Annotated in this window: 19 protein-coding genes and 2 pseudogenes; 12 read left to right on the forward strand and 9 right to left on the reverse strand. The window is 53.7% G+C overall.

What is annotated here, in order from left to right; all coding sequences use genetic code 11:
- Window positions 1-90 precede the first annotated feature (90 nt).
- Window positions 91-321, reverse strand: coding sequence for a hypothetical protein (locus F8N96_RS30100; RefSeq protein ID WP_150800889.1), 231 nt, complete (start codon window positions 319-321; stop codon window positions 91-93).
- Window positions 322-363: 42 nt separating this feature from the next.
- Window positions 364-636, reverse strand: a complete 273-nt coding sequence (locus F8N96_RS30105) for a tetratricopeptide repeat protein (protein ID WP_224794145.1) — start codon at window positions 634-636, stop codon at window positions 364-366.
- A 161-nt stretch (window positions 637-797) separates the two neighbouring features.
- Between F8N96_RS30105 and F8N96_RS30110 the strand changes: the two genes are divergently transcribed.
- On the forward strand, window positions 798-1,346 hold the full coding sequence (locus tag F8N96_RS30110) for a hypothetical protein (protein WP_150800890.1): 549 nt from the start codon (window positions 798-800) through the stop codon (window positions 1,344-1,346).
- 736 nt (window positions 1,347-2,082) lie between these two features.
- Here F8N96_RS30110 and F8N96_RS30115 read toward each other — a convergent pair.
- Together F8N96_RS30115 and F8N96_RS35570 are read right to left on the reverse strand one after the other, a co-directional pair.
- A pseudogene (locus tag F8N96_RS30115) lies at window positions 2,083-2,370 on the reverse strand (transposase); the annotation flags it as partial.
- A 285-nt stretch (window positions 2,371-2,655) separates the two neighbouring features.
- A complete protein-coding gene (locus tag F8N96_RS35570) occupies window positions 2,656-2,820 on the reverse strand; it encodes a DinB family protein (protein WP_224794146.1) in 165 nt (54 codons plus the stop codon).
- Between the two features lie 331 nt (window positions 2,821-3,151).
- Here F8N96_RS35570 and F8N96_RS30125 point away from each other — a divergent pair, with 331 nt between their 5' ends.
- From F8N96_RS30125 to F8N96_RS30135, 3 genes are read left to right on the forward strand one after another with little or no spacing between them, the layout of a single operon-like run.
- Window positions 3,152-6,475, forward strand: a complete 3,324-nt coding sequence (locus F8N96_RS30125; RefSeq protein WP_150800891.1) for a hypothetical protein — start codon at window positions 3,152-3,154, stop codon at window positions 6,473-6,475.
- On the forward strand, window positions 6,423-6,869 hold the full coding sequence (locus tag F8N96_RS30130) for a two-component system response regulator (protein WP_150800892.1): 447 nt from the start codon (window positions 6,423-6,425) through the stop codon (window positions 6,867-6,869). Before F8N96_RS30125 ends, F8N96_RS30130 begins: the two co-directional genes overlap by 53 nt.
- A complete protein-coding gene (locus tag F8N96_RS30135; RefSeq protein WP_150800893.1) occupies window positions 6,863-8,026 on the forward strand; it encodes an alpha/beta hydrolase in 1,164 nt (387 codons plus the stop codon). Before F8N96_RS30130 ends, F8N96_RS30135 begins: the two co-directional genes overlap by 7 nt.
- Window positions 8,027-9,463: 1,437 nt before the next feature.
- Here the strand turns inward: F8N96_RS30135 and F8N96_RS30145 are convergent.
- A complete protein-coding gene (locus F8N96_RS30145; protein ID WP_150800895.1) occupies window positions 9,464-10,177 on the reverse strand; it encodes a hypothetical protein in 714 nt (237 codons plus the stop codon).
- Window positions 10,178-10,631: 454 nt separating this feature from the next.
- Between F8N96_RS30145 and F8N96_RS30150 the strand changes: the two genes are divergently transcribed.
- Entirely contained in the window at window positions 10,632-10,913 is a 282-nt protein-coding gene (locus tag F8N96_RS30150) for a helix-turn-helix domain-containing protein (RefSeq protein ID WP_150800896.1), read from the forward strand.
- 412 nt (window positions 10,914-11,325) lie between these two features.
- On the opposite strand, the gene F8N96_RS30155 is transcribed toward F8N96_RS30150, so the two are convergent.
- A complete protein-coding gene (locus F8N96_RS30155; RefSeq protein ID WP_150800897.1) occupies window positions 11,326-12,255 on the reverse strand; it encodes a LysR family transcriptional regulator in 930 nt (309 codons plus the stop codon).
- Between the two features lie 118 nt (window positions 12,256-12,373).
- Here F8N96_RS30155 and F8N96_RS30160 point away from each other — a divergent pair, with 118 nt between their 5' ends.
- The 3 genes from F8N96_RS30160 to F8N96_RS35160 all read left to right on the forward strand — a co-directional run bounded on the left by F8N96_RS30160 (window position 12,374) and on the right by F8N96_RS35160 (window position 14,113).
- A complete protein-coding gene (locus F8N96_RS30160; protein ID WP_150800898.1) occupies window positions 12,374-12,667 on the forward strand; it encodes a putative quinol monooxygenase in 294 nt (97 codons plus the stop codon).
- 30 nt (window positions 12,668-12,697) lie between these two features.
- Window positions 12,698-13,711, forward strand: a complete 1,014-nt coding sequence (locus F8N96_RS30165; RefSeq protein ID WP_150800899.1) for a zinc-binding alcohol dehydrogenase family protein — start codon at window positions 12,698-12,700, stop codon at window positions 13,709-13,711.
- 231 nt (window positions 13,712-13,942) lie between these two features.
- On the forward strand, window positions 13,943-14,113 hold the full coding sequence (locus tag F8N96_RS35160) for a hypothetical protein (RefSeq protein WP_191626363.1): 171 nt from the start codon (window positions 13,943-13,945) through the stop codon (window positions 14,111-14,113).
- Window positions 14,114-14,120: 7 nt separating this feature from the next.
- Here F8N96_RS35160 and F8N96_RS30170 read toward each other — a convergent pair whose 3' ends face one another.
- Together F8N96_RS30170 and F8N96_RS30175 are read right to left on the reverse strand one after the other, a co-directional pair.
- Complete coding sequence (locus F8N96_RS30170; protein ID WP_150800900.1) at window positions 14,121-15,317, reverse strand: multidrug effflux MFS transporter; 1,197 nt, start codon at window positions 15,315-15,317, stop codon at window positions 14,121-14,123.
- A 219-nt stretch (window positions 15,318-15,536) separates the two neighbouring features.
- The gene (locus tag F8N96_RS30175; RefSeq protein ID WP_150800901.1) at window positions 15,537-15,734 is read right to left on the reverse strand and encodes a heavy-metal-associated domain-containing protein; all 198 of its coding nucleotides are present in this window, start codon (window positions 15,732-15,734) and stop codon (window positions 15,537-15,539) included.
- Between the two features lie 146 nt (window positions 15,735-15,880).
- Here F8N96_RS30175 and F8N96_RS30180 point away from each other — a divergent pair, with 146 nt between their 5' ends.
- The 3 genes from F8N96_RS30180 to cueR all read left to right on the forward strand — a co-directional run bounded on the left by F8N96_RS30180 (window position 15,881) and on the right by cueR (window position 19,179).
- Window positions 15,881-16,264: a hypothetical protein gene (locus tag F8N96_RS30180; RefSeq protein ID WP_150800902.1), complete on the forward strand. Its 384-nt coding sequence runs from the start codon at window positions 15,881-15,883 to the stop codon at window positions 16,262-16,264.
- A 111-nt stretch (window positions 16,265-16,375) separates the two neighbouring features.
- Complete coding sequence (locus F8N96_RS30185; RefSeq protein WP_150800903.1) at window positions 16,376-18,769, forward strand: heavy metal translocating P-type ATPase; 2,394 nt, start codon at window positions 16,376-16,378, stop codon at window positions 18,767-18,769.
- Complete coding sequence (gene cueR, locus F8N96_RS30190; RefSeq protein ID WP_150767580.1) at window positions 18,766-19,179, forward strand: Cu(I)-responsive transcriptional regulator; 414 nt, start codon at window positions 18,766-18,768, stop codon at window positions 19,177-19,179. Before F8N96_RS30185 ends, cueR begins: the two co-directional genes overlap by 4 nt.
- Before the next feature lie 90 nt (window positions 19,180-19,269).
- Here the strand turns inward: cueR and F8N96_RS30195 are convergent, their stop codons facing one another.
- Entirely contained in the window at window positions 19,270-20,163 is an 894-nt protein-coding gene (locus F8N96_RS30195; RefSeq protein ID WP_064679950.1) for a PA4780 family RIO1-like protein kinase, read from the reverse strand.
- A 433-nt stretch (window positions 20,164-20,596) separates the two neighbouring features.
- Here F8N96_RS30195 and F8N96_RS30200 point away from each other — a divergent pair.
- Window positions 20,597-22,539 (forward strand): annotated as a pseudogene (locus F8N96_RS30200) (methyl-accepting chemotaxis protein).
- The last annotated feature ends 86 nt before the right edge of the window (window positions 22,540-22,625 follow it).

The raw sequence follows: 22,625 nt of genomic DNA on the forward strand, positions 1-22,625 counted from the left end.
TTTTACGACTAAAAGGAACTGGCATCGCTCTTCTTTGGTATAAATCTTTAATCCTGTCTGCTTTCAGTCGCTTGCTTGCCTATCGCACGATTAAATCCAATGCCCACAATGGTCAATCAGTGTCATCATCAGTGCTAGTGTCATCTTGATGAATTCTTCGTTTCGGTCTATCGCAGTGAGAGCACCACGAACGTTTTCCGCAACTTCAGAGGCGCCGCGTTTCTCTACCCAGTTTGTTAGCTCCATGATGACGGCTTCTAAGGCGAGCTGATTTTCGTTGATTTTAAACAGCAGGGAATGCAGCAGGTCTGAGTTTGGCATTGTGTTTCCTCCGTGAAGAGGAAAGCGTAGCAGGGTATTGTATCAACCGGTTGAACGCGGTAGCCACGCCGTTAGTGCGTTGCCCATGTTGTTCTGCGTCTTCGCCCAGTCCTGTGGTACGCGCTCTCGGGTATATTCCTTCAATGCCTCCTGGTACGCCGCCACGGCCTGTTCCAGCCGCGTCGTTTTCGCCTCACGCTTGCCCAGCGTCGCTAACGCGATGCCCAGGCCCATCTGCGTCTTCGCCCAGTCCAGCGGTACGCGCTCGCGGGTACGCCCCGGTACAGCTGCCCCGCCCTCGTCAACCAGATCCACTCCTGACTAAAGGGCAAGTCAAAAGGACACAGATCCGAAGTTCGTGTCCGTTTCACGGTAAGACAACGACAAGAGGTTATTCACTTTATGTCGGTTTTGAATGAGGTGGCTATAGGCTATCGTATTGGTATAATGATTTTTCACAGCACAAGGAACCGCATATGTTCGCACGCAAATTTTGTTATGTTGACGGCGCCCCTCGTATCATCAAGTCCGCAGGGTACACCGACGGTTATTGCATTGAGTTAAATGGTTATACTTATGACCATGTTACGTTGGATGAGAGAATTCATCGCTACTTGACCGACCATGGCCAAGGAAAAAAAACACGCCTCTATTGTGCGTACAATGGTAGTAAAGTAAACGTTCTGGCTATCCAAACAGAAAACGGTGAAACTTTGAAGACGGATTCCATCGGAGATCTTCTGGTGGGGGGAGCTATATTTAGCCTGCTGGCTGGCGGCGCGACGATGCTCTTGTCCTTTTTCCCTATTGTACTTTTGGTTGGCAAGCTGCACCTCGTCAAAGCGGGAACTGAAGTCGAAGTTGGGATGAGTCTCGCACTTTACTTTTCGATTGGCATTACGCTTTGGTCCATGCACGGTCTTATCAAGATGGTGCGTATGAGGAACGCTATTGAGAAGATTCCGTCAGGCTCAATTGAAAAAGCCGGTAAAAAGACTTTTGGCGTAAATGCGCAGGCCGCGTAGTCACGGGCGTTTCTAAGTCCTGTGAATATGCCTGCCCCAAGGTGCCACCGATTTAACCGACAGAGACCTGTTCCCTGATAACCGGTGGCATAGGCCGGGGTGAACTGCAATGAGCTCGTACTCGATATGCAGGTAGTGCAAACTCACCACTCCCGGCAGGACCTACCAGTTGACAGCAATGGACACCTCTCCTATGAATGCGTCGGTACGCCCCAAACCTCGGCACATATGCAGTCAGGATCAAGACCGGAAACGCCGGCTGTATCTCCCGACTGCGCCATTACTCTGATGCAATAATTTTCAGCCAGCCTGGGTTCTGGCGCGACACCTGCCGGAAAGCTATGGACACCTCAATTTGCCATGAGGTGCCCCATGGCTTCCGTCTTCGACCAACACTCCCCTCACGTCGCCCAAACTCTGGACCTGCGCCAGGTACAGCCGATCATGGTTACAAAGCGTGCTGGTCAAATACGATGCCATCGGTGGTCCGAACGAATGCAAATGACTGGTCAGGTCGAATGCAATCGGGTGGTCAAGTGGAGTGCTATTTCGCAGAGAGCGACCAGGAATAGGATGAGGCTCAAACCTCCATCAAGCCTCCCATGCACCGTGGTGCTTTTGCTATCCATCGGTATCAGCGCCTCATCCCTTGCTGGTAATGATTACCGGTACACCATTGAGCGTTATTCGCGAGCAGAGGGTGATACTGGATCGACATACAAAATGCTCCAAGGGGTAACCACATCAGCTCGACATTGCGTTGGGCTTCTGGCTCCAGACGTCGGCTCGACTGGATGCGGTTGAGATAGCCGTAGATGTAGATCTTCAGCAAGATCGCTGGATGATAAGCAGGTCGGCCAGTATCGGCTGGAATGGCACCTTCAAAACCCAGATTGACTAGGTTAAGTTCGTCGACGAAGACGTCGACTACGCGCACCGGATTGGTATCGCTGACGTAGTCATCGAGGCTCTCGGGAAGTAAGGTGCTTTGGCCTCGATGTTCACCTTGGATGAAGCGCTTCATGGGCGATCCCTGCGATGAATTCCTCAGAAATCATAGCAAGGGTTCGCGAAGGCGTTTTTACACACTCTCGGCCGTTTGCCGTCATTCGGGTTTGACAACCATCATGGTTGGCTGCGCTGTTTAGCCGACGTGATGTGACGAATGTGATCCAGGCCCGACTCGGTAATGGAGCGAGACCACTCGACAATGACCTGATCAAGCCACACTCGATGTACCGACGGATACTCGAGAACAGTAACTCGTTGAGGTTTCTGGGGACAGGCAGCTGCCGAATCGGCTCCAGTGCTAGGTAGTCGCCGGGGGCGTGGCGAATCGCTTGAGCCAGACAGTGTCCCCGGCCACCAAGTGATTCAGCGTCCCAAGAATAGGACCAAAGAATGCTTTCCTGTCCGCTGCGAGCTCTTCGTCAGACAGGATGTTGGCCGCCTGATAATCTTTGCGTTCATCCACTCGTTGTAGGTCGCCATCAGGCAGGTATGGCGGGTGCGGCTCATGGTGTTCCTCCTTTTAGGTTTCCCATATTGTTTTCTAAGTTCATATCAGGATAACGGCAGCCTTGTCCTGCCTAAGCAACCCATTTTTCTAGGCAACGCGTTAAGCCTCTGAGAAGTCGCATACGCTTGATCGACTGAGCTTACTCGGGGACTGACAGTGAAAATGCGAATCTGATCGTTGTAGCCTTAACCTTTAGGGTTAGATAGGATTGCGCATCCCTGGGACAGTAGGCTTAGTTTTGCTAATGATACTCGCCAGCCAACAAACATGAGAACGACTAACAACTATGCAAAAAACAGCGAAATTTCGCCCTAGCCAGCTATCGATTGATGGTCGCATCTTTATTAGGCGGCGGGGAGAAACGGAGGATCAGCACTCCCAGCGGATTTTTGCCGAGTTGCGAAAATTTAATTTGTACAATGCTTCCAATCTGATATTTTCGATGGCTTCGCACAAAAATTTTCCTGCGAAATTTCTACCAGTATATGGAGCTTCCAGAGGGCACTATGAACTTAGCTATAATTCATCCGAGCTCTCTGATAATAATTTTCTTGCCTGGATGCTGGGCTGCTTTACCGCCAAATCTAAACTACTCTCGGATTTTTGCAAGCTTAGAAACCTGATAAACAGCGAAATTTTGAACGGAAATTCTCGCGAGGCTTTGGTACAAATTCAATCGCTAAACAAACTATGCAAAAGCTGGTGGGCAATTTTTCTAGAAGTTCACATAGCCAAAGAACTAGAGCTGAAGGACACTAGACAACTGATTCAAGGACTACCTACAAGGTTCGTACGAGCAGATATCAGTGGACAAGTACTTGATCTTCAACTCATGTCGGAAAGTAGCTCAGTAGCGGTGTTTGTTAGGGATTTACTGGGCCGAATGAATGAATACAGAAGCAGTGGCCTCCAAAATGCGATCGACAGCGGAGCACTTGAGTCGTGTAGATTTCTTCCGTTAAACTTGGATCCTGATCGCATCGTTAAACCAGAAAGCCTAAAAGCGCTCTGGTTTGAGTCCATCATAGATCAATACGTGATTTTTAAAGACGTAATCTGTGAATGTGGAACGGCGGGGTTGTTAACGGATTCTATGCGGAAAGCAGTACTAGATCTTTCAAAAAAAATTGAGGACGAAGAGTTACAAGCGATTTTGGGCGTAGACCAGCCAATTGCGCCAGCGGTTTCCGCAGTATTAGAGGATTACACAAGGGGAAATTATGATAATGCTATCGCTCGTATTAAAAACTTACAGAAACTAGGATCCAATGAAATATTTGGACTTGTCGAAATTTACGCAAAATCAAAAATATACGCACGTTCAATTGCAGATGACAATACGTTCTTTGATCAGATTGCAAATGAGCTTGCAGCTATTTTGCAGTGTGATAACAAAACCGCAGAAAAGCTTAGTTTCCTAAACCAGATTTGCGTAAAATTCAAGCACGAGCCTTGGGCGAAATCGCTGAACTTCCATTTGCTATCAGCACTTGAGGAGGTAGAGGACGACAAGGAAATTGAAAGTGCACGCTTACAGGCCAGTTGTTTAGGAAGATTGAACACGCCTAAAGCGAAAATACGAAACTATCGATTTCCACTAGAAGTCGATAATGCCGGTAGCGTACCGTTACATAGGCAAATCAAATATTCCGCTAACGATGATTTGGCCGCAGAAATTGAGAAGCCATTAATTCCAGTACTCTCTGACTACCTAAAGCTTAAGTCGCGCACTCTAATACTCAAAGAACAATATATCGACGCAATCAACTTCGCAGTGGATGAGTATTTGGAAAATAGCGTAAGTTGCCTCCATCTTCCAATGAGAACACTTTGTCAGATCGCGGGTGATATACCAAAAACAAGCAATGAAATTTTTATTTCATGCTTGATTGCTTATGACATATACAATCGTGAGCATAGTGGGATTTTTGAAGAAGATAAAGCAGAGCTTTTTGATGACCTAATGAAGTTCAACGGCTCACATAGGCCATCACATATTTTTCAGAAAGAAAAATATTCTCGAGCAGAAATATTCTTTTTAAAAAACCTCTGTATTCCGTCACAACTAGACAATCTAATTAATTACACATCAAATGACGATGTTGTTCATGAGCGCGTGGCCATTCTCGACTTGCTTATACAAACAAGGTCGGAAGGGTATGAACAATTGCGCTACGAGAAGGATAACGTTCTCGAAACGCTTTTTGCCGAAAAGTTGCGTGCAAAAATAGAGTCGGCAAAATTATTTGTAGATATCCAGGCATTAGAATCACAGCGAAAACATGTCTATCGATCCTTGTTCGAACAAGCAAAAAGCAACAAAGGCGGCATCAATTTAGAGCCATTACCATCAAACAATGATACAGCTGGCTCCAATGACATATTCGAAATCGTTCAAGGAAGTGCGCTTGCATCTAATAGAAAGACACAGCTATTATATGAGATATTTGACACAGCCGTACGTGACTTTGCGCTGAACGAAAATTATGGTCTGGATAAGTATTTAAGCGCTGAAATTCGTCATATCGTGTTCACGACTCAGTTGAGGTCGTGTTTTGAGAAGACACGCCTTGTTACGAGTCTAAAAGATGGTGCATATTTACCCAATGACTACTGGCTCAATAAATATAATTTTGTACATATAAGTATCGTTGAAAAGATAGACAATCTCCTTAAAGTTTTCTCTCAGCGAGTAGACTTGATTCTTGGAGAGGTCAATGAGTGTTTTAGAGTAGAGTTATTCGATCGCGAATCTCCTAACGTATTTGATTTCTTGGCATACCACTTTAGGCTAGTTAGGGTTTCTGAAATTGTAACCCGCACAAATAACGCAGAAGATTTTTTTACTCAGCTACTCGATTATATGTGGGAATTAGCAAGTGATAGCGCTAAAGCAGCTCAGGAACTCATCAATGATCATTTAGCAAGTGAGATTTTGAATGCGTTGACAGATCTTGAGCGGGGTATTAACTATGTAAAAGGGGATGTTGCCGTTGCAGATCTTATGCAGGAAATAAAGAACGCTCGGTCAATTTTTACTAAGGAAATTGAGTTTGTTCTTAATTGGTTCAGATTTGTTGGTGCGGATGATTCAAAAAATCTCGAACGTTTGAGTGTTGTTGTAGACGCGACGATCACTTCATTTGAATCAATATACGGCCATAAGTATAGAAAACCATTTTATGCATCATGCAGGAGTAATCTGACGCTTAATTACAGGGAGGCTCGAGCGTTGTTCATATGCTTGTTCACGGCATTGGAAAACGCTTGCAAATATGGTGGAGAGCTAGGCCAGGTCAGCATGGATTTTTCAGTGGGAAATGCGGAAACCATTATAGCTATAAATAACTTGATGCAGTCCTATCCTGGGGTTACCGCAGAGGAACTTATTTTAAGGGAAAAAGCCAAATGGTCTCCAGAGCACTCAAACCTAAGCCGTGAAGAAGGCGGGAGCGGTTTATACAAGATATATAGCACTTTATCTAACTCCTCTTCAGGGTTTACGTTTGACATTAAAGCAGACAAAACTTCTTTTACGGCACTAATAGGACTTCGTCATGAAAATTTTGATCATCGAAGACAACTTACTAAAGCGCGAGAAAATAGTTAACTTTCTCAATACTACTTATCATCCTGAGCTGGTTGAGGCAGCATCGTATAACAGTGGATTAACCGCAGCAGAACAGGGCGGCTTTGATTTTATGATTCTTGATATGAGCATGCCTACATTTGATCGTAGTGAGACCACGCAGGGAGGTAGATTTCGAGCTATTGCTGGAAAAGAGATCGCTACGAAACTGAGTAAGTCAGGAATGCTCGCTCCTTTTGTAGTACTTACTGGCTATAAGGACTTTAGCGTAAATTCCCTAAATCTGAGTTTAGAGCAGATCCACGACCTATTGTCGACCCTCGGCGAGCAATACAAGGGATGCGTACTTTTCAACTCAGCGGAAATTCAATGGCAAGAAAAGCTCACTAGCATTATAGGTTCTCTGAAATGTTAAAAATTCTCGTCGTCGATGACTCCGAAAAACGCGTAGAGCTTTTACAGCACGCATTCAATAGCAGTCCGTTGCGAGCTCATGTCGATGTCACATATTGCGATACGGCGGATAAAGGCCGTATAGAAATGCTTGAGCCGTTTGATCTTTTGATTCTCGATGTAGTAATACCCAAAAAAGTCGGCGGAACCCCCCAAGCCCTTCAGAGTTCTAGACTTGTCGATGACCTATGCAGCGACAAAAATGATTATATCCGTCCAAAAATGGTGATCGGACTGACTGCCGATATTTCCGAACTTGGAGCATATCGCGAAAATTTTTACAAAATTGCTTCAGTTGTACTTCCTGCTAGTCTTCATAACCAAGACTGGATGACTGACATCTTGGAGCAAGTCGGTATATTGGTGCGCGCAAATCAAAAAGTCGGGAAACTTCGTCAAGATAAACTGCTATTAACGATCCACGGTATACGTACTCACGGTAAATGGCAGAGTGGATTGAACGACGAAATCAGAAAATACTCACGATCTTTTGTTCCCGCTGAAGTAAAATATGGCTTCTTTGACATCCTTTCATTTTCCATACCATGGCTGAGGAAAAGGAAGGCACGACAAGCTGCCGTACAGGTTAGACAAATTCTTTTCGAAAATCATGATAAAGAAATTAGCGTCGTAGCTCACAGCTTTGGCAGTCTTGTACTGTCAGAAGCCATCAAAGGTACAACTTTAGCCACACCGCTAAAACATATCATTCTATGCGGAAGCCCACTGCCTCATAATGCTAATCTTAATCATTTGACCAACAATGCCGAGATTATAATTAATGAGTGTGGCACTAAAGATTTTATACTGGTTGCAGCTAAAGCGTTTTTGCTGGGGTTAGGAGAGGCTGGCCGCATCGGATTTCGGAGAAGCAACTGTAACAATTTTATTAATCGCTATTTTAAAGGTGGGCATAGTCTTTATTTCAATGCGCACAGCGAAACACAATCTTTTGCCGAAAAATATTGGCTGCCTATAATTCTTTCTAGTTCGATGCCTTTACCCATTGATGAAAGAGAAAATTTCCTCGGAGAAGATTTATTGGATCTGTCTGTAAAGTTATTGGGATTGGTTAAACCACTGTGGTATTTTGGGTTTTTGGGGTGGTTAGTCTGGTAAGAGTAGATCCGATAAGCTCGAACAATTTTATTGTCGAATTTTATCATCACTATATTTATGGGGGTGGGTTACGATCTCTGCCCGCCATGGTTCGATTCTGGGCCACCCCTTTACAACACTTAATGGGCGAGCACTGCGATTCACCAAATAGTTTTTATTTAAACGGACTGACTACGATGATTGGGTCGTTAATAGTGCGTTAGTGGAGGCGCAGCCGAATTCTCAAGCAATACGCGCATCTTTAACAAACTAGCCTAATGCAATTCAATTTCGGCGTAAGCGCTGGTCACGAGTGACCGATTCTGACGCCTAAATCCCTACGCAGTTCATACAAGTTACCTGACACAACCTAACGTCATGAACTTGATGACTTGTGGCACTCACTGTGAATGACGAAGCCGGCAGCCCATCTCCGATGTTCAGATTGTCCGCTTTTTGCCGACTCTGTTGAAAACAGTCGACCCGACCTGGCTACCCGTGCATTGAGCGATGAAAGGGCCTGTTTTGCACGCTGCCACTTCAAATCTGAGCCCTGAACCTTTTGCGCAAAACACAGACTTCAATCTCAGACGCGTACTTTTCTGCCGTGGAAACTGAAGCCGACTTTTTCAACAGAATTGGCCAACAGCAGCCTTTCGACGCTTACAGCATCGACCAAAAAATTGTCCGCCATTTCCCTCGCGCTGCTTTTGACAAGGGGTTAAGCTTGAACCGCACAAAAAGTCAAGCCTACAGTACAACAAATGAAGGGACAGCCGCGTAGGCACAAGTTCAGTGGAGGGGAAACGATTGGTCGCGAAGTCTTCATGTTGCCAGAGTGAGTGTTACGGATTGCAATCGTCCAAAACGTCTGACGCCAATCATATACAACATGCCTGCATGTGGAGCAGATCGGAACCTCCTCAAATCGCTTGACGGTGACATCTCATCTAATGGCGCTTGCCTGATCAGGGGGTTGCGACGAAACCAACTAGATCGCATCACACTCACCATCCTCAAAAATCTGACGGAGTGGGCTATATGAAGCTATGCTCTAAACCAAAATTTACGAGGTAAACCGGCCATGTTTACTACCTTCACCTGTAGTCAGGCTCGCCGGCGAATCCGTCGCCTGCTTGCGCTAATCGCTCAAGGTCACAATTTCGTCATAACTAAGAACGGACGAGAAATGTGCCGATTGATGGCTTCGAAGGCGAAGGAGAATCCGTGACAAAAACGCAACCTGGCACCGAAGTCCCCCAGCCAGCTGATAGTTACTCCAACAAATTCACCACAGGGAGCTAGCGGCTTAGAGTATGTAAAGTACGTGTCGCGTACGGGGGGCAGCGCACAACGCACAGTGTCAATCGGTATAATTTAGTTCTATGTGTGGCTGGGTCATTCGTTTTGAATTTGAATGAGATAGTCGAGCACGGATAGACATTTGCAGTCGCGCACTTAGCTAATGCTCTCAGGGGTCCCGTTTTCATCACCATAATAGCCCTCTCCATTCGCACGCTCATTCTTCCAGTACTGGATAAGCTCGTCGATGCTTTCACCGTCATGGGATTCGAGCTCCCACAAATCTGATTGTCGCCAATCATCGAACGTTTGCTCTTGAAGCGTGGTCACAACGTCCTGATACGTCATGTGAGGATCAATCAACTCCTCGTGACCCTGACGGTCGTTCAGCCATTCGATAGAACTGTACCCATTGGGAAGATTGCAAAAACGCCACCATCCGCGGTATGTCTCGACAGATCGACGAACACAATCGGCGCGAAAATCCATCTCATCCTTTTCTGACCAGATACCCATTTCAATATCGGAATAGCGTTGTGCATCACGATCCAGGAAAAAAATTTCGTGCATTTGAGAATCATGTTTCGCCCAATCATAAAATTCGCAGCCGATACCTGACTGTCCCCAACGCAAAACCGTGCGTACCACCGCAGCCTTCGTCAAGCCAAAAACCCATTCATACTCGTGTAAAAAGCTTGGCTTTTTGGAGAACTTTCCCTCGCAGGCGGAGGCGAACTTGTCCCGATGCTTACCCCAAAATTCATCCAGTTCATCGAGCGTCCGCAAGCGGACAAAAAACGTTCCATCTTCAAGCAACGTGCGCTCCCGCAATTCGATGTAGATGGGCATACGTGGTGACTTAATTTTCATATACGTATCAATCTCGCAAACGCAATACGCCTGCTACCGCTTGGCTTCTCCTTTGCACAGCTTTTAAAGCAACTCGCTCCTCAAGTGGAGAAAAGCATTGCGTCGAATCTGTGTAGTAGAGAGGTGATGTGCGGTAGGTATGGCCGGTCGTGAGTAAAGCTCCCTCGAATTTGGTGGATCCTCAGCTTCGCAGCAGTGAAGAGTCGAGTATCGAAACTCATCATGACCTTTCGGATTGAGGATCGAATTGTCCGACAAACGTGGTGGTCGCAAGCGCGAACGGATCATGTGTACAACGACGGTTCAAGAAGACGGATGACACTAGCCGAATCAAATTGGTAAAAAATGATACCCATTCAGTAAAAAATGAGGATAAGACCTCAAATTATACTGCATACAGTATAGAACAAAACAGCTTTGACCGGCTTTATCGTTCCTTTTGCGAGAAATACTCATGCGATTGGAATTCAAGCGGGCCATTGGCAACTCCATCAAGTCATATCGACTCAAGAGAGAAATCCCCCAAGAAAGCTTAGGTCCCAGCCAGCCGTACATAAGCAACCTCGAAGCAGGAAGAGGCAGTGCGTCAATAGACAAAATCGAGCAGATGGCAGATGTTCTCGGGGTTCATCCCATGAGCATAATCTTCGCTGGTTACCTCACATCAAACGAGGACGCCAACAAGGACCAGTTGTTTGAAAGGATTCGAATTGAGCTAGCTGAAATAGGGATTTAACTGATCGCTACTATCCGAAGCCGCTGACAACGATAGATGGGGCCGCGGACAGCGCCTAGCACAGAATCGGCCGGTTTAGGTCGTCATGTCTAAGAGCTTTTTGAGTCCAACGCAAATGCCTGGTCAATTCAAGTGCGAAATGGATAGTAAAGACAATGGCATTAGCCGACTGGGATGGGCAGGATACAAAAAAAAAGCGGAAAAAGAGTTACCATTTTTAACTTATTGAATACGTTCAGGAATACTTCATGTAACAGTTAGTAAGGCTCCAGAATCCATGTATTCACTCCCTGTTGAATCGTTTCGTCTACTGCTCAATGGCATAGTATAAGCGTGTTAACCGCTGGATCCTGCCCTGCGCATCCCACCGGTGGTGATAGTTCCTGAGGGAAATTTCGCTATTTTCCTGCGACTAATGACCTTCTCCCGAGAACGTCGGAAATTGACTACTTGAACTGGCGCAACGGCTGACGAGCATTTCCCGCAACAGGTTCACCGGCTTACTCAAATGCGCGCGATGGGCGCACAGCAGATTCAGTGGTGCGCGCTCACATTGCAGCTCCGGGATCAGCACCTTTAACCGACCGGCCAGCACATCGGGGGCGACATCGAGCCAGGATTTGTAGGCGATTCCGGCACCCGCGACAGCCCACAGTCGCACCACATCGGCATCATCGCTGAAGCGATCACCGCTGACCGTCAGGCTGACCTCGCGTTTGCCGTCATGAAAACTCCAGTGATCGTGGACCCGGCTGCCGAGCATGAACAGCAGGCAATTATGCTGCGCCAATTGCTCAAGCTGTCGTGGCTCACCCTGCCGGGCCAGGTAACTCGGGGCGGCGCAAAGAACACGGCGATTCTGCGGGGCGATGGGCAGCGCCACCAGGCTTGAGTCTTCCGGCTCGCCGTACCTGAGGGCAATGTCCACCGGTTGGCGGAACAGGTCGGCGATGCGGTCCCCCAGTAGCAGGCGCACCGTGAGTCCGGGATGCTCGCGCTGAAACTCGTCGAGCCACGGCAGCAGCAGGTTTCGACCGAAATCCGAAGGCGCCGACAGCTGCAGGATCCCACTGACCTGATCCTGACTACCAGCCAACAACCGGCGACCCTCGTCGAGATTGCTCAACGCCGCCCGGGCGTATTCGACAAACCCCTCGCCCTCGGCGGTCAGGCGCAGGCTGCGTGTGGAACGGGCAAGCAAACGGGCGCCGAGTTGCTGTTCGATACGCTTCAACGCCGCGCTGGCCACCGCGGCGGACATGTCCATCCCGCGCGCCGCCGCCGACAGACTGCCCAGGTCCGCTGCCCGGACGAACAATTGCAAATCATCGAAACGCAGCATTTACAGCCTCGATTATCAAAAAAACATTGAAAGAGACTGCTCTTTTAGCGGGTTTTATCTTGCGCAGAAATAGCCAATCATCTGCCATCGAAATCACCCCCCTCTCCCGGAGTCGAATATGTCCCAGCCGTTTACCGCCATTGCCACCCTGATCGCCAAAGCCGGCCAGCAGGACGCCCTCGAACAGCACTTACGCGCGCTGCTGGAACCCACCCTTGCCGAGGCCGGTTGCAGTCAATACGACCTGCATCAGGACCTGGCCAATCCGCTGGCCTTCTACATGATCGAACGGTGGAGCAGCGACGAGGCCCTGCAAGCCCATGACGCCAGCGCGCATATCCAGAATTTTCGGGCCAGAGCCGGCGACTTCCTCGAACACTTCGAACTCAAGCGCCTGCGCACACTGGCCTGATCGTTCTGTTATCCATTTTCGGAGTCCTCCATGAAAGCTATTGCTTATTACGCCTCGCTGCCGATCAACGACGAGACATCCCTGCAGGACATCGAACTGCCGGAACCGGTTGCCGGTCCGCGGGACCTGTTAGTGGAAGTCAAAGCCATCTCGGTCAACCCGGTCGATACCAAAGTCCGCCAGAACGTCCAGCCTGAACGTGGCGCGGCAAAAGTGCTGGGCTGGGACGTGGCGGGTGTGGTCAAGGCCGTAGGCAGTGAAGTGACCTTGTTCAAGGCAGGCGACAAGGTGTTCTACGCCGGATCCATCGCTCGCGCTGGCGGCAACAGTGAACTGCATGTGGTGGATGAGCGAATCGTCGGCCATATGCCCACATCCCTGGGTTTCGCTGAAGCCGCCGCCCTGCCGTTGACCGCCATTACTGCCTGGGAACTGCTGTTCGAACGCTTGCAAGTGCGTGAAGGCCAGACCGATGAAGGTCAGAGCCTGTTGATCGTCGGTGCGGCCGGCGGAGTGGGGTCGATCCTGACTCAACTGGCCAGCCAGCTGACCGGGCTGAAAGTCATCGGCACCGCCTCCCGTGCGCAAACCCGAAGCTGGGTCAGCGAGCTGGGTGCCGATCTGGTGATCGATCACAGTCAGCCGCTGAGCGAAGAGCTCAAACGTGCCGGCATCGAGCATGTCACCCATGTGGCCAGCCTGACCCAGACCGATCATCACCTGGATCAACTGGTCGAGGCACTGGCGCCACAAGGCAAACTGGCGCTGATCGATGATCCGAAGGCCCTCGACGTGACCAAGCTCAAACGCAAGAGCCTGTCGCTGCACTGGGAGTTCATGTACACCCGCTCACTGTTCGAGACCGCGGACATGACCAAGCAACATGAACTGCTCAATCGCGTCGCGCAGCTGATCGACGCCGGCACGCTGAAAACGACGGTCGGCGAGCATTTCGGTACGATCAACGCGGCCAACTTGCGTCGCGCCCATGAGCTGCTGGAAAGTGGCAGATCCAGGGGCAAGATTGTGCTCGAGGGATTCTAGGCATTTAACAACCCGAAGAGCGAAAGATCGCAGGCGGCGCCAGCGCCTGCCGGATAGGTGAGCAACCGAAATATTCGGATACACACCGATCGATGCAGGAGTGGCCGCAGCCCGCGATCTTGAGCGCTAAAACCGTCAGTCAGAGAGTTGACCGTTGTCACAATTGCGACCGTATTCGGGTCTACAATCGTGGCCACTGCAAAGCAATCTTTTACATAAAGGAGGTCAGCAATGAAGATCCTGATAAAAGAATTGGCAAAATCCCAGTGGCAGGTCCGCCTGGACCAACATGCCGTAACCTTCCGCAGCGAAGCCGAAGCTCGCGCCTTCACCCGAACCCTTGAAGCGCGCCTGCACGCCCCTCATCAATTTCCCGACCAGCAGCAGCGCGCGACTGGCTGAGCCGTCCTCAGACCTGGGCTTGCGCCAGTGCCCGGGCATTTTGCAAACGTCGGGTGAGCATCGCCGCGCTCACCACCAGAACCCCGCATAGGCTGATGACCATGGCCATCGGCACGGCGCTTCCATCGTGTAAAACAGCCACCAACGCCGCAGCGCCGGCGGCGACGCTGAATTGCAGGCAACCAAGCATCGCCGATGCACTGCCGGCCCGGGCGCCCTGCCCGTTCATGGCACAGGCCGAGGCATTGGGCAGGATGCAACCCAGGCTGGAGATGCAGATAAACAGTGGGATCAGCAGTGGCCACAGCTGCTCGGTGTGCAGTGAAGTGACGGCCAGCAGCGCCAGGCCGGCACCGACGTAGATCCAGACCGTGCGGGTCAGCAGAAACGCCGGGCCACGCTTGGCCAGCATGCGCGCATTGACCTGCGCCACCAGGATGAATCCCGCCGCATTGACACCGAACAGCCAGCCGAAATGCTCGGGCGGCACGCCGTAGAGCTTGATAAACACAAAGGGTGAGCCGGCAATGTAGGCAAACATCCCGGCGATGGCGATGCCGCCTGTCAGGGCGTGCCCGAGAAACACCGGGTCCGCCAGCAGGCGACCGTACTGACGCAGCGCCCCCGACAACGGTTGGCGTGGCACATGGGCCGGCATGCTTTCCGGCAGCCCGAGGGCGACGGCCAGTCCCACCAGTGCACTGAAAAAGGTCAGCACGAGAAAAATAGACTGCCAGCCTGTGGTGTTGACCAACAACCCACCCAGCATGGGCGCCAGGATGGGGGCCAGCCCCATCACCAGCATCAGTTGTGAAAAGACCTTCGCCGAACCTACCGCATCGCATTTATCGCTGACCACCGCGCGGGAGATCACCATCCCGGCGCAACCACCCAGGGCCTGAACGAATCGCGCACCGATCAGCCATTCCAGGTTCGGCGCAAATGCGCAGGCCAGGGAGGCGACGGTGAACAGGCCGACCCCGGTCAGCAAGGGAATGCGTCGCCCGAAGCGATCCGCGACCGGGCCATAGGCCAGTTGACCGATGGACAAGCCGAGAAAATAGGCCGCCAGGGTCATTTGAACGTGCTGTTCATCGGTGCCGAACGCGAGCGCCATCGCCGGGAAGGCCGGCAAATAGAAATCGATCGCCAGCGGGCCGAAGGCGCTGAGGGCGCCAAGAATCAAAATGGTACGAAAGTTCATCAGGCATCCAGTGCGACAGGTCGGCAGCCCGACAGTCTAGCCGCGCATGGACGCGTTGAACATTCTGTTAGGTCGCTAACTATTAAATATCACTCGATGAATGCACATCGCCCTGTAGGAGCTGGCTTGCCAGCGAAGGCGGCGTAACTGCCAACACGCATGTTGAATGTTACGGCCTCTTCGCTGGCAAGCCAGCTCCTACAGGGGGTTGCGCTTGGCTCATGCGACTTTCGCTTCGTAGCCTGCTGCGCTGATCAGTGCGATTACCTGATCCGCCGTCAACGCACTCTCCACCCCGACCTCTTTCGCCGCCAGATCGATCCGTACGCTAGCCGCCGGATCCTTCGCTTGCAGTGCCTGGGTGATGGCTTTGACGCAGTGACCGCAGGACATGCCTTGAACGTTGAACACTTGCATGGGAGAACTCCTTGAGTGGATGGCGAGCAGTCTGGAGCTTGCCACCATGGCAAGGTCAAGTTCTGCAGCAGACTGCCGGACTGGCAATCGTCGCCGCGCTCGGCCAAGCTGCGCCCATCAGTGATTCGACGTCAGGAGATTCAGCCATGCGCTGGTCAGCTCTCAGCCTGTTTGGCTTTATCAGCCTGTTTGCCGCGACACCTGCGGTACACGCCGTCGGGGAGGACTATGGCGTGCTGATCATTTCCCGCGAGCGCCTGGAAATCGCGACCCCCTGCGAGATCGGCGTGTACATCCAGGACCAGTTGGCAGCGCGGCTGTTCCAGGAACAAAGCACCGCGTTCAATCTGCCGCCGGGCAATGTCTCCCTGCGCCTGAAACTGCTGCCGGGACAGGCCCCGGGTTGCAATCCCGGGATGCTGGCGCCGGGCTCGCAGAACGTCACGCTCAAGGCTGGGGATGTATTGAAGTTCCGGATTGCGATGACGCAGGAAGGGATGTACCTCAAGCCTGCGGCCCTCGATTATTGAGCCGTCTGCAAAAAGATCGCTTGAACGCTCTTTTGATCTGAATCATGGCGCTTGACCTTGCCCGCATGGCAAGGTTGATCCTGTAGGCATCTTCTACAGGGAGCGCGACCGATGTCCGAATCCACCACCTTCGATCTGCCGATTGCCGGCATGACCTGCGCCAGCTGCGCCGGGCGTGTCGAGCGCGCCTTGAGCAAAGTCATCGGCGCCAGTGCCGTCAGCGTCAACCTCGCCACCGAACAGGCTCGGGTCCAGGCGCCCAGCGACAGCCTGCCGGCGTTGATGGACGCCGTGCAGCAAGCCGGCTACAGCGTGCCGCAGCAGACCCTGGAGTTGAGCATCGACGGCATGACCTGCGCCTCCTGTGTCGGCCGGGTCGAACGTGCGCTGGCGAAGGTGTCGGGGGTGAAGCGCGTCAGCGTCAACCTGGCCAACGAACGCGCCCACCTCGAGTTGCTCGGCCAGGTCGATCCGCAGACCTTGATCGCCGCCGTGACCAAGGCGGGTTATGGCGCCAGCGTCTGGGAAGTCGAACACCCGCTTGCCGACCATCAGCAACAACGCCTGCACCGCGAGCGTTGGGCCTTGATCATGGCGATCGTCCTCGCCTTGCCACTGGTGTTGCCGATGCTGCTGCAACCCTTCGGCGTGCACTGGATGCTCCCGGCCTGGGTGCAATTCGCGCTGGCAACGCCCGTGCAATTCGTCTTCGGTGCGCGTTTTTATATCGCCGCGTGGAAAGCCGTGCGTGCCGGTGCCGGCAACATGGATTTGCTGGTGGCCTTGGGCACCAGCGCCGGTTATGGCTTGAGTCTCTACGAATGGGCCACCGCCGCCGGGCGGATGCCGCACCTGTACTTCGAAGCCTCGGCGGTAGTCATTGCGCTGGTGTTGCTGGGCAAATACCTGGAAAGCCGTGCCAAGCGCCAGACTGCCAGCGCCATCCGTGCCCTCGAGGCCTTGCGTCCGGAGCGGGCGATTCAAGTGATCGACGGTCGTGAGCAGGACGTTGCCATCAGCGCCTTGCGTCTCAATGACCTGGTGATGGTCAAACCCGGCGAACGTTTCCCGGTGGACGGCGAAGTCGTCGACGGCCAGAGCCACGCCGATGAAGCGCTGATCAGCGGGGAAAGCCTGCCGGTGCCGAAACAGCCCGGCGACAAGGTCACCGGCGGTGCAATCAATGGCGAAGGCCGGTTGGTGGTTCGCACCCAGGCCTTGGGCGCGGAAACGGTACTGGCACGGATCATCCGCCTGGTGGAAGACGCTCAAGCGGCGAAGGCGCCGATCCAGAAACTGGTGGATAAAGTCAGCCAGGTATTCGTCCCGACGGTGTTGCTGATCGCGTTGGCGACCTTGATCGGTTGGTGGCTGTACGGGGCGCCGATGGAAACGGCGCTGATCAACGCCGTTGCGGTGTTGGTGATTGCCTGCCCTTGCGCACTCGGGCTGGCTACGCCAACGGCGATCATGGCCGGCACCGGTGTGGCGGCGCGCTACGGGATTCTGATCAAGGACGCCGAAGCGCTGGAGCGTGCCCATGAAGTCAGCGCCGTGGTGTTCGACAAGACCGGCACGCTGACCTCGGGCACACCGCGCATCGCCCATTTGAGTGCGATCGACGCTGACGAAGCCGCTCTGCTGCAAAGGGCCGGTGCCCTGCAGCGCGGCAGTGAACATCCGTTGGCCAAGGCCGTGCTGGACGCTTGCGCCGAACGTGGCTTGACTGTGGCCGATGTCAGTGACAGCCAATCCCTGACCGGGCGCGGCATTGCCGGCACGCTCGAGGGTCGGCGGCTGGCGCTGGGTAATCGGCGCCTGCTGGAAGAGAGCGGTTTGAGCGCCGGTCCATTGGCTGAGCGCGCAAGCGCATGGGAAACCGAAGGCCGGACCCTGTCCTGGCTGATCGAGCAAAGCCCCGAGCCGACAGTTCTGGGCCTGTTCGCCTTCGGTGACACCCTCAAGGCGGGCGCGCTGCAAGCGGTGCAACAACTCGGCGCACGTAACATCAGCAGTCACCTGCTGACCGGCGACAATCGCGGCAGTGCCAAAGTGGTCGCCGAGGCGCTCGGCATTAAAGATGTCCACGCCGAAGTGCTGCCGGCCGACAAAGCCGCCACCGTCGCCGCACTCAAGAAAACCGGGGTCGTGGCGATGGTCGGCGATGGCATCAACGATGCCCCGGCCCTGGCGGCTGCCGACATCGGGATCGCCATGGGCGGTGGCACTGACGTGGCCATGCACGCCGCCGGAATCACCTTGATGCGCGGCGACCCACGGCTGGTGCCGGCGGCGCTGGACATCAGCCGCAAGACCTACGCGAAGATCCGGCAGAACCTGTTCTGGGCCTTCGTCTACAACCTGATCGGCATTCCGCTGGCGGCCGCAGGCTTGCTCAACCCGGTACTCGCCGGCGCGGCCATGGCGTTGTCGAGCGTCAGCGTGGTGAGCAATGCGCTACTGTTGAAAACCTGGAAACCCAAGGATCTGGAGGACACCCCATGAACATTGGCCAAGCGGCCCGCCAGAGCGGCCTGAGCGCGAAGATGATTCGTTATTACGAGTCCATCGGCCTGCTCAAGGCCGCCCACCGTACCGACAGTGGCTATCGGGTGTACGGCGACGACGACCTGCACACCCTGGCGTTCATCAAGCGCTCCCGCGACTTGGGATTTTCACTGGAAGAGGTCGGCAAATTGCTGACGCTCTGGCAGGACCGCCAACGCGCCAGCGCCGACGTCAAGGCGCTGGCCCGTCAGCATATCGAGGAGCTGGACCGCAAGATCCAGGAGCTCGGTCAACTGCGCGACACGCTGCAGGACCTGGTCGAGCACTGCCAGGGTGATCACCGTCCCGATTGCCCGATCCTCAAAAATCTTGAGTCGGGGTGTTGTGCCGCGACAGCTCGCGTCTAAACGCCTCATTCCTTGAAGGTAGGGAGCTCCTACTAGGGGTTTGCGTTCTGCACAAAAAACCCGGCCGAAGCCGGGTTTTTTATTGACCTGTCACTGCATCCAGGGCGGAGGCGGTTCTTCGGTCTTGCCAGGTGGCGCGTCGTCTGCGGCGCGTACCGCCTGCTTGCGTTCTTCATCGAGGCGCGCGGCCTCGATTTCGCGCATGATGCCGCCAACGTCGGCCAACTCTTCCGGCTCGTCGAACTCACCGGTCAAAACACTGGCCGGGTGCAAGGTGCCGGCTTCGTACAGCGCCCACATTTCCTTGGCGTACCGGGTTTTCTTCAACTCCGGCGCATATCGCCCGAAGTAAGACGCCATGTTGCCCACGTCCCGTTCCAGCATGCTGAACGCGTGGTTGTTACCGGCCGCATCCACCGCCTGCGGCAAGTCGATGATCACCGGACCGGTCGGGGTCAGCAGCACGTTGAATTCCGACAAGTCACCGTGCACCAGGCCGGTACACAACATCAGCACGATCTGCGAAATCAGGAACGCATGGTATTCACGCGCCTGGTCCGGTTCCAGCACTACGTCGTTCAGACGCGGCGCGGCATCGCCATACTCGTCGGCTACCAGTTCCATCAGCAGCACGCCTTCCAGGAAGTCGTAAGGCTTGGGCACCCGGACACCCGCACCGGCCAGACGGAACAACGCCGCCACTTCGGCATTCTGCCAGGCGTCTTCGGTTTCTTTCTTGCCGAACTTGGAGCCCTTGGCCATCGCCCGGGCCTGACGGCTGTTGCGCACCTTGCGACCTTCCTGATACTCGGCCGCCTGACGAAAACTGCGTTTATTCGCCTCCTTGTAGACCTTCGCGCAACGTAACTCGTTACCGCAGCGCACTACGTAAACAGCTGCTTCTTTACCACTCATGAGTGGGCGCAGCACCTCGTCGACCAGACCGTCCTCGATCAGGGGTTCAATGCGTTTTGGAGTCTTCATCAGCTTTTATTGTGGGTCCTTTATTACCAAACACGCGAAAGTCATTCGTTATACGGCAATCCACTCATTCGGGGGAGGGGTTGCCGACCTATGAACAGCGCGAACGCACACAATGTGCCGGAAAACACGGCAAACCCGACCACCGTTTATCGTCCGCTGCGGATCATAACCGAGCCCGCGTCACTTGCTGGCGAAGGGTTGCAAGGATATTTGCGACATGAAGTTGATAGCCGGATTCATACCCTTCACCGGATTTTTCCGGATCAGCCTCAATTTCCGCCGCCCGCAGCCGAAGTCATCAGGGACAAAGGAGTTTGTCCGAGAATCGTTTCGACAAAAAAAACGATTCCGCACTCAAGGATTCGGGTCGAGCTGCCAATAATCCGCGAGTCTTCTGCACTGCGTGGGCCTACAAGAAAAACCTGGAGCGCGGATGAACATCAAACAGAAGTTGACCTGGGCGTTTGCAATTATCGCCTGCTTACCCGTGGTACTGGTCGCCACCCTCGTTGTGCTGAACCTGCGCAGTGAGGCCAGGGAAGGTTTCGTCGACGGCAGTGGCCGCGAAATTCGTCAAGTCAGCAACGCCATGCAGTTGTTCTTCGACGGCATCAGCCAGAACGTCGATTACCTGGCGTCGCAACCGCTGATCAAGGACTCCGACGACAGCCTCAAGACCTACATGAGCGCTAACGCCGAAAGCATTCCCCAGGGCGAGATGGACAAAAAGGTCTTTGCCCTCCTCCAGAATCTCGGCAACAGTCACCCGTCCTACGCCTATGCGATTCTCGGCACTGCGGCGGGCGGTTATGGTGGCCGGACGACGCAAAACTGAACAACTATGACCCGCGCCAGCGCCCCTGGTACAAGGCCGCCCAGTCCAGGCCGGGCAAGCCGTTCCGTACCGAGGCCTACTACTGGGCTCAGGATGATGCGACCTACGTCAGTACCGTGCGCACCATCGATAACAAACTGGGCACTCAGGGTGGCGTGGTCAGCATCGACGTGACGCTCAAGCAGCTCACGGAAATCGTCAAACAGATCAAGCTTGGCGAGACCGGCTACCTGATGCTGTTGGAAAACACCGGCACCGTGCTGGTTGATCCAAAGCGACCGGAACACAACTTCAAGGCACTGAGCAGTCTCGGCGAAGGCTACGCGCAACTGGCCAAGGCCGGCAAAGGGCTGGTGGAAGTCGAGCTGAACGGCGAGCGCTACATGGCCAACGTCTGGCCGTCGGAGCAACTGGGCTAGACCTTCATCGGCCTGATCAAGCAGGGCGACGTGATGAGCCCGGCGACCCGGCTGACTTGGCTGATTGCGGTCATTGCCGCCGTCCTGGCGGTGCTTTTCGCCATCGTCGGTGCCAGTTTCGCCAGCCTCATCGGGCGTCCCATCCGCAGCGTGGCCAGCGGTCTGGAAGGCATCGCCCAAGGTGAAGGCGACCTGACCAGGAATCTGCCGATCCGCGGCAACGATGAAACAGCGCAACTGGCCAACTGGTTCAACCAGTTTCTGGCGGCGATTCGCAACCTGATCCAGAGCATCGGTGGCGCCGCGACCAACATTCTTGCCACCTCCAGGAGTTCGACCCAGGTGTCCAGCGATATGGCCGAAGCCGCCGGGCGCCAGCGCGAAGCGGTGGATATGGTGTCCACGGCGTTCCACGAAATGGTGGCCACCGCCAACGAAGTGGCGCGCTCTTGCAGTCAAGCAGCGGAATCCGCCGACAGTGGCCAGCGCCAGGCGCGGGAAGGTCAGCAACAAATTGACGCGGCGGTGAGCAGCGTCGATCGCCTGAGCCAGGAAATCGAACAATCGGCGCAGTCGATGCAGCAGCTTGAGCGCGACAGCAACGACATCCAGTCGATTCTCGGAACCATTCGCTCGATCGCCGAACAGACCAACCTGCTGGCGCTGAACGCCGCGATCGAAGCGGCGCGGGCCGGTGAACAGGGTCGCGGGTTTGCGGTGGTGGCCGATGAAGTGCGGGCGCTGGCCAAGCGCACGGCCGACTCCACTGCACAAATCGACGGACTGCTCGGCAACCTCGCCAAACGCACCAGCCAGGTGACTCAGCAGATGCATGCGAGCCTGGAAGTGTCCCGGCAATCGGTGACCCGCATCGGTGATGCACGCAGCAGCTTCGGGCAGATTCGTGAATCGGTGGACGTGATCCGCGACATGAATACCCAGATCGCTACCGCGGCAGAACAACAGCATCAAGTCGCTGAAGACATCAACCGGCACATCAGCCAGATCCATGGCGATGCGCAGCTGGTGGCGGAACTGGCGAACTCGGCGCGGCTGGACTCCCAGAGCCTGGCGGGGTTGTCGAATGAGCTGGATGGGTTGGTTCGGCGGTTTAGAACCTGAAGATCGAAAGACTGGATCAATAGCCTTCGACAGCTCCGGCAGGAGCTGTCGAGCAAAGCGAGGCCGCGATCTTTCGATCTTGATTC

The organism is Pseudomonas fluorescens (assembly GCF_902497855.1).
GTDB classification, from domain to species: domain Bacteria; phylum Pseudomonadota; class Gammaproteobacteria; order Pseudomonadales; family Pseudomonadaceae; genus Aquipseudomonas; species Aquipseudomonas fluorescens_BI.